This is a genomic window from Maribacter sp. 4U21 (assembly GCF_002742365.1).
Classification (GTDB): Bacteria; Bacteroidota; Bacteroidia; order Flavobacteriales; family Flavobacteriaceae; genus Maribacter.
Genome location: NZ_MDGN01000009.1, coordinates 101,406 through 113,298 on the forward strand (window position 1 = coordinate 101,406; position 11,893 = coordinate 113,298).

Sequence of the window (11,893 nt, forward strand, 5' to 3'; positions counted from 1 at the left end):
ACCCTTTTAATTAAACAAAGGGCCTGACGAGGCTATTTTTACTGACAAAATGTACGGTTAGGCAAAAGCCTCTTCCCAGCCAAATGCTTCAATTATTTCATTATAAACTACTTTTCCCGAAACGATGTTCAACCCTTTATGAAGACTTGCATCTTTTTCACAGGCTGCCTCCCAGCCTAAATTGGCAAGTTTCAAGGCATAAGGCAAGGTAACGTTCGTCAAGGCTACGGTAGAGGTATACGGCACGGCACCTGGCATATTTGCCACAGAATAATGTACTACATCATCTATGATATACACAGGGTCCTCATGTGTCGTGGGTTTCGTAGTTTCTACGCATCCGCCTTGGTCCACGGCAACATCCACGATAACCGTTCCCGGACGCATTTCCTTGAGCATATCCCGAGTAATCAGGTTAGGCGCTTTGGCTCCTTTTAACAAAACTCCTCCGATAATAAGGTCATGACTTTTAATATGTTTTCTGATATTATATTCATTGGAAAACTCCGTAACTACATGTGGCGGCATTACATCATTCGCATACCTTAGCCTTTTCATATTAATATCCATGATGGTTACGTGAGCACCTAGACCAGCTGCCATTTTAGCAGCTTGTATCCCCACTACGCCCGCTCCTAAAACCAAAACCCTACCTGGAGCAACTCCTGGCACACCTCCTAAAAGCACCCCTCTGCCCTTTACCGGTTTCTCTAGGTATTTTGCGCCCTGCTGGATGGCCATTCTACCGGCCACCTCGGACATTGGTGTTAATAGCGGTAAAGTTCCTTCCTCATCTTCAACGGTTTCGTAAGCAATGCAAATCGCTTTTTGTTTGATCATGGCTTTCGTCAAAGGCTCACTAGAAGCAAAATGGAAATAAGTAAACAGTAGCTGACCTTCTTTGATCAAATTATATTCCTCTGCTATAGGTTCCTTGACCTTTACGATCATTTCGCTCATGGCATAGACCTCAGCAATAGTATCCAATATTAAAGCTCCCGCCTGTTGGTAATCTTGATCAAAAAAACCACTGCCTTCGCCTGCGGTGGATTGTACATAAACCGTGTGGTTATTTTTAACCAGTTCAAAAACACCGGCCGGCGTCATACCAACCCTGCTTTCATTATTCTTAATCTCTTTAGGAATACCAACAATCATTGTTACATGTTTTAAATTAAGTCGCTAAGTTGTGACAATTAAAACAATACTGAAAGAATTTTTCGATAAAATGCAGGGGTTGTTGGTTGTAAATTAATCTTTTTTAATATATACCCCCTACTTTTTAGGGGGTATGTAGTACTATTTATAAATTAATTTCATTAGCACCATACAAATAAGCAAAACTGCAGTAATGGTGTTGGCTAAAATGATGGGTAAACTTTCTATGAAAAATCCGTAGGTTAACCAAAGTAATGACCCCGTTAACAGCACAGCATACATACTTAAGGAGATATCCTTGGTGGATTTTTCTTTCCAGGTTTTATACACTTGTGGGATAAAGGCGGCGGTGGTCAATGTGGCTGCAACTAAACCCAGAATTTCAATATAATCCATTCTTCCTGTTTCGCTTTTGGCTAACCTACGATATTTACAATTTTCCCGGGAACTACAATTACCTTTTTGGGTGTTCTGCCCTGCAACTGTTCCTGTGTTTTTTCATGTGCCATGACCGTAGTCTCTATCTCTTCCTTGCTCAAGTCTAAAGGCAGTTCAAGCTTAAAGCGCATTTTTCCGTTGAAGGATATAGGGTATTCTTTAGCGCTTTCCACTAAATAACTCGCTTCAAATTTTGGGAAAGGCGCCGTGGCGATAGATTCCGAATGTCCTAACTTTTCCCAAAGCTCCTCGGCAATATGAGGCGCATAGGGCGAAACCAGAATAGCCAATGGCTTTAGGATAGCGCGACTCGTACACTTCTGACTAGAAAGCTCATTAACGCATATCATAAAAGTAGATACGGAGGTATTGAAACTAAAGTGCTCTATATCTTCTTCTACCTTTTTAATGGTTTTGTGGAGGGTTTTAAGAGCAGCCCCCTCTGACTCCCCCGAAGGGGGAGAATCTGTTACGTGAAAGGTGTTGTCTGGCCCCGAGTGGTAAAGTTTCCACAATTTCTTCAGGAAAGAGTGTGTTCCCGTAATACCTGCCGTATTCCACGGTTTGGATTGCTCCAAAGGCCCCAAGAACATCTCGTACAAACGCAAACTATCTGCCCCATATTCCTCACAAATAGCATCGGGATTTACAACATTGTATTTGGACTTGGACATTTTTTCGACTTCGCGACCCACGATGTATTTTCCATCCTCTAAGACGAATTCTGCATTTTCATAATCAGGTTGCCATTTTTTAAAAGCCTCAACATCTAATTCATCCGAAGAATTCACTAGCAAAACATCTGCATGAATAGGAATTACACTTCTACCTTTTGATTCTCCTTTAGAATAGACCTTATTAGACTCCATGTCTTTATAAATAAAAGCACTGGTCCCCGTAATCATACCTTGATTTATAAGTTTTCTAGCAAACTCTTCTTTGGGAACCAAACCTTTATCGAACATAAACTTCTGCCAAAAACGGGCATACAATAAATGTCCTGTAGCATGCTCGCTACCCCCAATATATAAATCTACATCTTGCCAGTAATTAATGGCCTCTTCAGAGAAAATAGCTTCCGTGTTATGGGGATCCATATACCTGTTAAAGTACTGCGAGCTGCCGGCCCAACCGGGCATGGTATTCAATTCAAGAGGACCTCCCTTAATCTCTGTACTTCGACCACGCTCAGCATCCAAGACAGCTTTATTGAACGCTTCTTCCGAAACTACTTTTCCTTCATCGCCATATTGTAGCCAGTGCCATTCTTTTGCATTTCCTAAAGGAGGCTCACCGGTTTCCGTTGGCAAATATTTATCGACCTCAGGAAGTTCCAAAGGCAAGAATTTTTCGTCCAGCATCTGTGGCATGCCATCCGCATCATAATACACCGGAAAAGGTTCTCCCCAGTACCGCTGCCTGCTGAATACCGCATCCCGCAAACGATAATTTATTTTACCCTCTCCTTGGCCTAAGGTCTCCAGCGTTTGTATGGTAATTTTAGATGCTTCTTTATATCCCAATCCGTCTAAAAAGTCGGAATTGGTAATGACCGTTTTTTCTTTATCGGCAAAGGCTTCTTCAGAAATATCTACCCCCTTGAAAATATTAGGGATTGGAATATTAAAATGTTTGGCGAAATCATAATCCCGCTGGTCTCCACAAGGAACGGACATCACCGCACCGGTTCCATACCCTGCTAGGACATAATCCCCGATCCAAATTGGAATGGGCTCCTTGGTAAACGGATGCTCTGCATAAGCACCTGTGAACGCACCTGTAATGGTTTTTACATCTGCCATACGGTCGCGCTCAGAGCGTTTTGCCGTTGCCTCAACATAAGCTTCCACCTCTGCTTTTTGCTCGTCAGTCGTGATCTTCGCCACCAACTCGTGCTCTGGAGCCAAAGTCATGAAAGAAACACCAAAAATAGTATCCGGGCGGGTCGTAAAGACCTCAATCCCTCCTTTGGAGGAAGACGGGGGTAGGATGGGGAACATTACTGAAGCACCTTGCGAGCGACCTATCCAGTTTGTCTGGGAATCCTTGAGGGGCTGTGGCCAATCTATTTTCTCCAAACCGTCCAACAAACGTTGGGCATAGGCCGAAATACGCATACTCCATTGGGTCATTTTTTTCCGGATAACCGGGTGACCACCTCGTTCGGAAACTCCATTTACAATTTCATCGTTTGCTAACACCGTTCCCAATGCCGGACACCAGTTCACTTCGCTCTCCGCTAAATAGGTTAATCTATATTGCAGTAATAACTGTTGTTTCTCTTTGTTAGCATATCCTTTCCAATCCGTAGCCGAGAATGGCGTCACATCATCATCACAGACCGCATGTACCCCAGCATTGCCATCAGCCTCAAAAATCGCAATCAAAGTAGTGATATCTTCCGCCTTATCGGAATCTAGATTGTACCAAGAATTGAACAATTTTATAAAAATCCACTGTGTCCATTTATAATAACTAGGGTCAGAAGTACGCACCTCGCGGCTCCAATCAAACGAAAAACCTAGTCGATCTAACTGCCTTCTATAGGTCTTTATATTGGCTTCCGTGGTAATTGCCGGATGTTGACCCGTTTGTATAGCGTATTGTTCCGCAGGCAGACCAAAAGAATCATATCCCTGTGGATGCAGGACATTGAAACCTTTATGCCTCTTGTAACGCGCATAAATATCACTAGCAATATACCCTAAAGGATGCCCTACATGCAATCCAGCTCCTGAAGGATAAGGAAACATATCCAACACATAAAACTTTTCCTTTTCAGAATTGTTTTCTGCTTTAAAGGTCTCATTTTCGGCCCAGTAATCCTGCCACTTTTGCTCTATCTTATTGAAATCATACATCATAAAATACCCGTAAAAAATAAAGGATCATACTTTTAATGCAGTGTACCACATCTTTAACATATCCTTCCTTAATTCTCGCAAAAATAGGCGTATTCGACGAAAGTTAAAAAGATAATGCCGATTAACACCGCTCTAGCCCTTAACCATTTAAAAACAAGTAGGTTTATACAAAAGCCTTATATTTATAATCGTGAAAATCTTGACCTTCAAATCTCTCGTATGTATCCTTTTTATTCTTTGTGGTACAACAACAGAACTCAGCGCGCAATTAGGTTTCTGTGGTGGTAGTTCCGGTGACCCAATATTTTCAGAGAATTTTGGTTCTGGTCTAACCAACGGTCCAGCATTACCTGATGGAACAACCACTTACAATTACACCGACTTTACACCAAACGATGGGGACTATACCATATCTAGTACTACCAATTATTTTGATTGGTTCAGCGTACAAGACCATACCCCTGGCGACAACAATGGCAAATCGTTTATCGTAAACGCCAGTTTTACCGCTGGTGAGTTTTACAGAAGAGAGGTTTCTGGACTATGTGAAAATACCACTTATGAATTCTCCTCTTGGCTTATAAACCTACAAAGACAAACTGGATGTGAAGGAAATGGAATCCCTGTAAATGTACGGTTTCAAATTTGGGACGAAACGGATACCAATTTGCTAGCGCAAGGAGATACCGGTGATATTCCGAACAGAAATACCCCATTGTGGGAACAATATGCCCTCGTCTTTAAGACACTTCCCGGCCAAACTTCAGTGATTCTAAAAATGCGAAACAATAGTAATGGCGGATGTGGTAATGATTTGGCCATTGACGATATAGTATTTAGATCTTGCGGTGATACCGTTTCCGTAGCCAATGACCAAGAGGAAAGTGCTATCATTTTATGCGAAGATCAAGGTTCTGTAACCACCACGCTAACCGCTACACCCGACTTCTCCATTTTTACATCTCATGCCTATCAGTGGCAAGAAAGTCCTGATTTGTTAACGTGGACCGATATATCTGGTGCTACAACTAATAATTACACCGCAACAGGTGTAAATAGCACTACCTTCTTCAGGGCCAAAATTGCAGAAGACCCCATTAATGTGAACAACGATCTTTGTAATATTTTGTCTGACGTGTTTGAACTTCGGGTGCTTCCCATACCACTTGATGCCGTAAGCGAAGGCGATATAATTCGTTGTGAAAATGCGGATACACCTTTAACCGTAACCGTTCCCGGAGACTTGATCGTTAATTGGTACGATGCACCGATTGGGGGCACACTACTTTTAGAGAATAGTACTAGTTTTTCTCCTTCGCAGGCAGGCACTTACTACGCAGAGGTAAATTCCCCGATCATAGCATGCCCATCTACGAATAGAACTGCCGTTTCCTTGACCATAAACCCAGTTCCACAAGTTGAGGACGAGACTGTTCGCTTTTGCGAAGATGGCTCCGCAACACTTTCTGCAGATTTGGATAATGCCACCTACGTATGGAACACTGGAGAAACCACAAAGGAGATTGTCGTTGCTACTCCAGGTGAATACAGTGTTTTGGTGACGGATACCAATGGCTGTTCCAACACCAAGTTCATCCTTCTAGAACAGATAGACCTTCCTGTGATACAAACTATCATCTCTGACGGTCCATCCATAATAATAACTACGGCCAACCAGGGAGATTTCGAGTATTCCATAGATAATATCAGTTATCAAACCACCCCGCTATTTGATGCGCTACCAGGAGGAAGATACACTATTTACGCTAGGGGAAGAGAAGATTGTGGTGTGGTAACACAAGATTTTATACATTTGGTCATTCCTAAATTTTTTACTCCGAACGGTGATAACATCAATGATGTGTTTCAAATCCAAGGGGTTGAGTTTTTTAATAGCAGTAGCCTTTTCATATTTAATCGATTTGGAAAACTGATTAGAAGCACAAATGAAAATAATCTAAGTTGGGACGGGACCTTCCAAGGCCAAAATTTACCTGCCACCACGTATTGGTACCGACTTAAGATTGAGGATTCCGAGTTCAAGGGAGCTTTTATGCTTAAGCGTTGAACGGTATATTCTAGAGTTCTCGCTCATTTCACATTACTTTGCTATTTTTACAATTTGATTACTAGCTATGAGTACTTCTTTTGAAAATTATCAAAGGCGAAAGCTTATTTCATCCTATTTCTCTGTAGTACTGAGTATTGCTTTGGTACTTTTTCTTTTAGGAATATTAGGTCTTTTAGTGCTCAACACTAAAAAGATGGCCGATCGGTCTAAAGAACAGATTACGATTTCAGTTTTTTTAAAGGAAGATGCTAAAGAAATCGAAGTTGAACAACTTCGGAAAACCTTAGCCATGTCCGATTATACGAAATCAGCAGTCTATGTATCCAAAGAGGAAGCTGCGGAACAACATAGCCAAGAAATCGGGGAAGACTTTTTAGATTATCTAGGTTACAATCCCCTTAAAAACTCCATTGATGTAAAATTGAACGCTGACTTTGTTACTGCTGAAAAAGTAACGGAAATAGCGGATGAACTTTCCGAAAAAAGTTATGTCGATGAAGTAAGTTATGATAAGGTACTTGTGAGCATGGTAGCCAAAAGTGTCGAGAAAATCGGGTTTTGGATATTGGTGGCGAGTGGCATTTTTACCTTTATAGCGGTACTCCTCATCAACAGTTCCATACGCCTATCTATATACTCTAAACGCTTTATCATTAAAACGATGCAAATGGTGGGCGCTACAAAAACCTTTATAAGAAGGCCCTTTATTTGGCAAAACATAAAATTAGGTATGCTTGGTGCTTTATTAGCGCTTATTGCCATAGGAGGTGTGGTTTATTATGTTAATACTAATTTTCAGGATTTAGGGCTTTTGGAAGAACCTTCCATACTGATAATTTTATTGGTCGGTGTTTTTCTTTTAGGCATCCTTATCTCCCTTATAAGTACCTATTTCGCTACACAGCGTTTTTTAAATTTAAGAACGGACGAATTATATTACTAAATTTGCTTCATGGGTAAAAAGAATAAGATTGAGCAGGCACCTAAACAGGAGTTTATTTTTCAAAAGAAAAACTACTTGTTCATGTTCATTGGTTTGGCCTGTATTGCCTTAGGTTTTATTTTGATGAGTGGCGGGGGAACGGACGACCCCAATGTCTTTAATCCTCAGATATACAACTTTAGAAGAATAAGACTAGCACCTACATTAGTACTCATTGGTCTAGGAATCGAGGTGTACGCAATTTTGTTGAATCCTCACAAAAAGAAAAACTAATTGGATACCCTAGATGCTATTATCCTTGGTATAATACAGGGATTAACAGAATTTCTTCCTGTTTCCTCTAGTGGCCATTTAGAACTTGGCAAGGCTATTTTAGGTGATAATTCCGTTCCCGAGGAGAGCTTACTTTTTACGGTTGTACTTCACTTTGCAACCGCTTTGAGCACCATTGTAATTTTTAGAAAAGATGTTTGGGAAATCTTAAGAGGATTGTTTCAATTTCAATGGAACGAAGAAAGTCAATTCTCCCTTAAAATTATTATTTCCATGCTACCCGCTGTTTTAGTCGGACTCTTTTTTGAAGAGCAACTAGAGGCCTTTTTTGGAGGTAACGTGCGTTTTGTGGGTTTTATGCTATTGGTTACCGCTGTACTTCTTTATTTTGCTGATAAAGCTAAGGATACAGAAAAGAAGGTAAGTTTCAAAAATGCCTTCATCGTTGGTATATCACAAGCTATAGCCATGCTTCCCGGTATTTCCCGTAGCGGCGCTACCATATCAACTTCCGTTTTATTGGGAGTGGATAAGTCCAAGGCCGCCCGTTTTTCATTTTTAATGGTGGTTCCGTTAATTTTTGGAAAAATCGCCAAGGACCTCTTTAGCGGCGACCTTACCTTTAGCGGCGAAAATAATTTGGCCATGGGTGCCGGATTTATTGCTGCGTTCGTCGCGGGACTAGCAGCCTGTACGTGGATGATTAAATTAGTGCGTAAAAGCAAGCTGACTTATTTTGCCATATACTGTCTTGTTGTTGGCCTAATCGCCATTGTTTACGGCTACAGTTCTACCTAATAAATAACTTCTATGAGTTTAGTGATCGGCCCTTGGCAAGTTTTAATAGTACTTTTAGTTGCACTGATATTTCCTATTGGCCTTTTTGTTTTGGCCTATTTTATTGGAAAAAAAGCTGGATACCATAAAGCTATGAAAGAAAAAAATTTGACCAGAGAAGAAAAAATTTGAGAACCAAGGAAGATTTTTTAAACGGTCAAGTACTTCTTATTGACAAGCCCCTAGGCTGGTCTTCTTTCCAAGCCGTGAACAAACTGAAATGGGCCATTCGTAAAAAATTTCAGCTAAAAAAAATCAAAATTGGCCACGCCGGAACCTTAGACCCTTTAGCGACTGGGCTTCTTATTATCTGCACGGGGAAATTCACGAAACGGATACCTGAATTCCAAGGTTTGGCAAAAGAATACACTGGCACAATTACACTAGGAGCAAGCACACCCTCCTATGATTTGGAAACAGAAGTGGATAAAACCTACCCAATGGCTCACATAACCGAAGCCTTAATCCGCAAAACTACAGAGCAATTTCTGGGCGACATACAACAAGCACCCCCCATATTCTCAGCCCTAAAAAAGGATGGCAAACGTTTATACGAATATGCCAGAGCAGGAGAGGAAATTGAAATTAAAAAGCGCGCGGTACGTATTTTGGAGTTTGAAATAACAGCGGTAGCGCTTCCTGCAATTGATTTTAGAATCGTTTGTAGTAAAGGCACTTACATTCGCTCCATTGCCCATGATTTTGGACTTGCTTTAGGTTCTGGCGGACATTTATCCGCCTTAAGAAGAACCAAAATAGGAGATTATAACGTAGATATAGCCCTAGACCTGGAGGTCTTTGAACAACAACTGTTGGGAAAAGCATAGGAAATTTATGCTATGGCTTAGTTTCTTTGAAAGCTATACCATACTAATTTCCACAAAAAAAGGTTATATAAACATGAATTTAAATAGACAACAACTATCGCTAATCATTACCATGTTCTCTATGGCGATTATCGTATTGGTGCTCTATAACATTCATTTAGGTGCAGAAGAAGAGCAAGAAGACGATTATGTTGTTGAAATGCTTTTGGAAGAGGAGCTATTGGAAGAACTCACCGAAGAAGAAGAAAAACTACTAGAGGAAATTTCAAAGGCCGAAACCATTAAGAGCCATATGGCCTTTAATGAAACTGCAAAACCCAGTTACGGTAATCCAGAGCCATTGAAAACCCTTGATGAAATTTTGGAGGAGAAAGCTGCGATGAGCGATGGAGAGCAAACGGACGAGTTTATTTCGGATTCCGAATATGCCGCCAGAGTAAAAGAACTTGCCCAAAAGAGAGAGGAAAAGAAACAGCTTCTTGGAGAAAAAGAAGCCCAAAAACAGGAGTTCACCAATAATCTAGCAGCGAAAAGAACCTCTATCTCCTATTCTCTGGTAGAACGAAACGGTTATAAGATGCCGCCGCCTATTTACACCTGTATCGAGGGCGGTAAGGTTGTTATCAACATTAAAGTGGATAAATACGGAAATGTAACCGAGGCAGACTTCAATGAAAAAAGCTCCGGTACCTCCAACGGTTGCTTAGTAGATAATGCTATTACCTATGCGCTAAGAGCAAAGTTCAGTGCTTCGGACAAAACTACTCAAAAAGGAACGATTACGTACCTATTCCAAAGGAAGTAGCAACAACAGGTCGGCCAAAATGCTTTGTCCTTTGTCCTTGTTGTACCAAACTTGAATATCCTGTTTAAATTCAGGTTTTATCATACCGTGTACCGCTTTGTGGTCTTCCACTAATTTAGTGGCATTAACCGACCTTGGGCCCCAGTCCGCTACCACCTCATTGCTTACATCATCTCGTACGATGAGTTTGGGAATGGACATTCCGCCGTTGGTCAAAAACCGATTCATTAAATCCGTATTTTCATCACGCAACACAACTCGTAATTGAATATTTGGATTAAGTTCCGCTATCTTATTCATTACCGGTAATGCCGGAGACGCATCACCACACCAGCTCTCCGTAAGAACCGTCCAGGTCATTTTTTTTGAAACTGCAGTAATTTTAGAGACAGCCTCCTCACTGAATCTCAAGGTTTTGTCCCAACGTTTCATGCGCCTGTCGTTAAGTTGGGTATAATTGGCCAATGCTTCTGTTTGTACAGGGCCAGTTGACTTTCCTTCCGCTGCTAATTTTTCTACTAAGTTCCTGTATTCCTCATAGGAATAACTATTACCCAAAGCGGTAACCAGCGTATCTTCCTTTCGTATCATAGTATTAATTCCCATCCTTTTATAATCTTAATGACCTCTTAGTTATTATGCGGCAATCGTTAAAAGACGCTATTGCTCCTATCCTATAAGTAGTAATTATTCATAAACCTTACAGCACTTTTCGGAGAAGACCGTAAAAACTAAATATATTAAAAAAGCCCTAACCTAGGTTAGGGCTTTTAAAAGCTAATTTGAACAAGAATAGGGGTTGAATCCTTTTGGTAAGTATTTATCCGTCCTAAAACCTAGGTCTATATTTTCGTCCGGCTCCTCAAACGTAATCTCCTCCAAATCGATTATCATTCCTTGATATGGATCAAAATTGTCCGGCAGATAGAAATAGGTATCATAACCCAAGTCTACCTCTTCTTCCTCTATCTCTATTAAATCCAATGCATAGCTATCTTCGGTAGCTAATTGTGACTTTTGCATCAATTGCTCTGCTGAGCAACTGTTCATGGGAACGGTATTCTCCGAAGATGAACCTTCTTCCGGTGTCGCGCTAAGGTTATAAGTACACAGTAATCCAAATACTAATGCAACTGACTTCATTTTATTGATCATACTTTTATATTTATCAATTTATACTACTAACTCTTTTTTTAAATAAGTATTTTTTAAATCTGCATAAACTCTTGAAATTTTATCGGTAAAAACCTCTCCTTTTCTTTCCAATACGTCGAAAAAACTGCCATCCTTCATTTTTAGAATACTGATGACCACTACTTCCATTCCTTTAAAATTCAATAACTTCTTTAGGTTCTCTACCTTATGATCGTCAAAGTTTAACGAAGTATAGATGTATTGATAGTACTTATTGGAAGGGTCCCCAATTTTTAAATTTTGACCCGGCCTCATTTGCTGCCACTCCAACACTTCTACTTTTGATTCCTTTTCCTCGACATTGAACTCAGGATAAAATACTGGTCTTCTCTTTTTCATGCTTTTCTATTTCTCCAATATTGGATAGCTTGTTTCACATGACAAAAATACAACGTAAAAATTATTTTAATAGTATTAATCCGTAAAATAATAGTTAATATACTATATATCGATAGTTTTACTTTTATTTTATAATAAAAACAT

At 40.3% G+C, this 11,893-nt stretch carries 12 protein-coding genes; 6 read left to right on the forward strand and 6 right to left on the reverse strand.

Annotated elements, in window-relative coordinates; all coding sequences use genetic code 11:
* Positions 1-57 precede the first annotated feature (57 nt).
* The 3 genes from ald to leuS form a co-directional block, all read right to left on the reverse strand.
* Complete coding sequence (gene ald, locus BFP77_RS01870) at positions 58-1,158, reverse strand: alanine dehydrogenase (protein WP_099572383.1); 1,101 nt, start codon at positions 1,156-1,158, stop codon at positions 58-60.
* Between the two features lie 141 nt (positions 1,159-1,299).
* Complete coding sequence (locus BFP77_RS01875; RefSeq protein ID WP_099572384.1) at positions 1,300-1,554, reverse strand: SemiSWEET family sugar transporter; 255 nt, start codon at positions 1,552-1,554, stop codon at positions 1,300-1,302.
* A 20-nt stretch (positions 1,555-1,574) separates the two neighbouring features.
* Positions 1,575-4,460 (reverse strand): leucine--tRNA ligase, encoded by a 2,886-nt coding sequence (gene leuS, locus BFP77_RS01880; RefSeq protein ID WP_099572385.1) that lies wholly within the window; start codon positions 4,458-4,460, stop codon positions 1,575-1,577.
* A 190-nt stretch (positions 4,461-4,650) separates the two neighbouring features.
* Here leuS and BFP77_RS01885 point away from each other — a divergent pair, with 190 nt between their 5' ends.
* The 6 genes from BFP77_RS01885 (at position 4,651) to BFP77_RS01910 (ending at position 10,216) form a co-directional block, all read left to right on the forward strand.
* Entirely contained in the window at positions 4,651-6,528 is a 1,878-nt protein-coding gene (locus BFP77_RS01885) for a T9SS type B sorting domain-containing protein (protein WP_099572386.1), read from the forward strand.
* A 67-nt stretch (positions 6,529-6,595) separates the two neighbouring features.
* Complete coding sequence (locus BFP77_RS01890; RefSeq protein WP_099572387.1) at positions 6,596-7,474, forward strand: cell division protein FtsX; 879 nt, start codon at positions 6,596-6,598, stop codon at positions 7,472-7,474.
* Positions 7,475-7,483: 9 nt separating this feature from the next.
* Positions 7,484-7,747, forward strand: a complete 264-nt coding sequence (locus BFP77_RS01895; RefSeq protein WP_099572388.1) for a DUF3098 domain-containing protein — start codon at positions 7,484-7,486, stop codon at positions 7,745-7,747.
* On the forward strand, positions 7,748-8,545 hold the full coding sequence (locus BFP77_RS01900; RefSeq protein WP_099572389.1) for an undecaprenyl-diphosphate phosphatase: 798 nt from the start codon (positions 7,748-7,750) through the stop codon (positions 8,543-8,545).
* Between the two features lie 167 nt (positions 8,546-8,712).
* Entirely contained in the window at positions 8,713-9,411 is a 699-nt protein-coding gene (gene truB / locus BFP77_RS01905) for a tRNA pseudouridine(55) synthase TruB (protein ID WP_099572390.1), read from the forward strand.
* A 73-nt stretch (positions 9,412-9,484) separates the two neighbouring features.
* Positions 9,485-10,216, forward strand: a complete 732-nt coding sequence (locus BFP77_RS01910; protein WP_099572466.1) for a hypothetical protein — start codon at positions 9,485-9,487, stop codon at positions 10,214-10,216.
* Here the strand turns inward: BFP77_RS01910 and BFP77_RS01915 are convergent.
* The 3 genes from BFP77_RS01915 to BFP77_RS01925 form a co-directional block, all read right to left on the reverse strand.
* Positions 10,199-10,822 (reverse strand): thioredoxin family protein, encoded by a 624-nt coding sequence (locus BFP77_RS01915; protein WP_257212831.1) that lies wholly within the window; start codon positions 10,820-10,822, stop codon positions 10,199-10,201. The genes BFP77_RS01910 and BFP77_RS01915 overlap by 18 nt on opposite strands.
* A 171-nt stretch (positions 10,823-10,993) precedes the next feature.
* Positions 10,994-11,359, reverse strand: coding sequence for a hypothetical protein (locus BFP77_RS01920; protein WP_143751818.1), 366 nt, complete (start codon positions 11,357-11,359; stop codon positions 10,994-10,996).
* Between the two features lie 30 nt (positions 11,360-11,389).
* Complete coding sequence (locus tag BFP77_RS01925; protein ID WP_099572392.1) at positions 11,390-11,749, reverse strand: hypothetical protein; 360 nt, start codon at positions 11,747-11,749, stop codon at positions 11,390-11,392.
* Between the last annotated feature and the right edge of the window lie 144 nt (positions 11,750-11,893).

Excerpts from the sequence above, each read along its gene's own strand:
- ald (WP_099572383.1), bottom strand. The coding sequence starts at position 1,158 with ATGATTGTTGGTATTCCTAAAGAGATTAAGAATAATGAAAGCAGGGTT.
- BFP77_RS01875 (WP_099572384.1), bottom strand. The coding sequence starts at position 1,554 with ATGGATTATATTGAAATTCTGGGTTTAGTTGCAGCCACATTGACCACC.
- leuS (WP_099572385.1), bottom strand. The coding sequence starts at position 4,460 with ATGATGTATGATTTCAATAAGATAGAGCAAAAGTGGCAGGATTACTGG.
- BFP77_RS01890 (WP_099572387.1), top strand. The coding sequence starts at position 6,596 with ATGAGTACTTCTTTTGAAAATTATCAAAGGCGAAAGCTTATTTCATCC.
- BFP77_RS01895 (WP_099572388.1), top strand. The coding sequence starts at position 7,484 with ATGGGTAAAAAGAATAAGATTGAGCAGGCACCTAAACAGGAGTTTATT.
- BFP77_RS01910 (WP_099572466.1), top strand. The coding sequence starts at position 9,485 with ATGAATTTAAATAGACAACAACTATCGCTAATCATTACCATGTTCTCT.
- BFP77_RS01915 (WP_257212831.1), bottom strand. The coding sequence starts at position 10,822 with ATGGGAATTAATACTATGATACGAAAGGAAGATACGCTGGTTACCGCT.
- BFP77_RS01920 (WP_143751818.1), bottom strand. The coding sequence starts at position 11,359 with ATGAAGTCAGTTGCATTAGTATTTGGATTACTGTGTACTTATAACCTT.
- BFP77_RS01925 (WP_099572392.1), bottom strand. The coding sequence starts at position 11,749 with ATGAAAAAGAGAAGACCAGTATTTTATCCTGAGTTCAATGTCGAGGAA.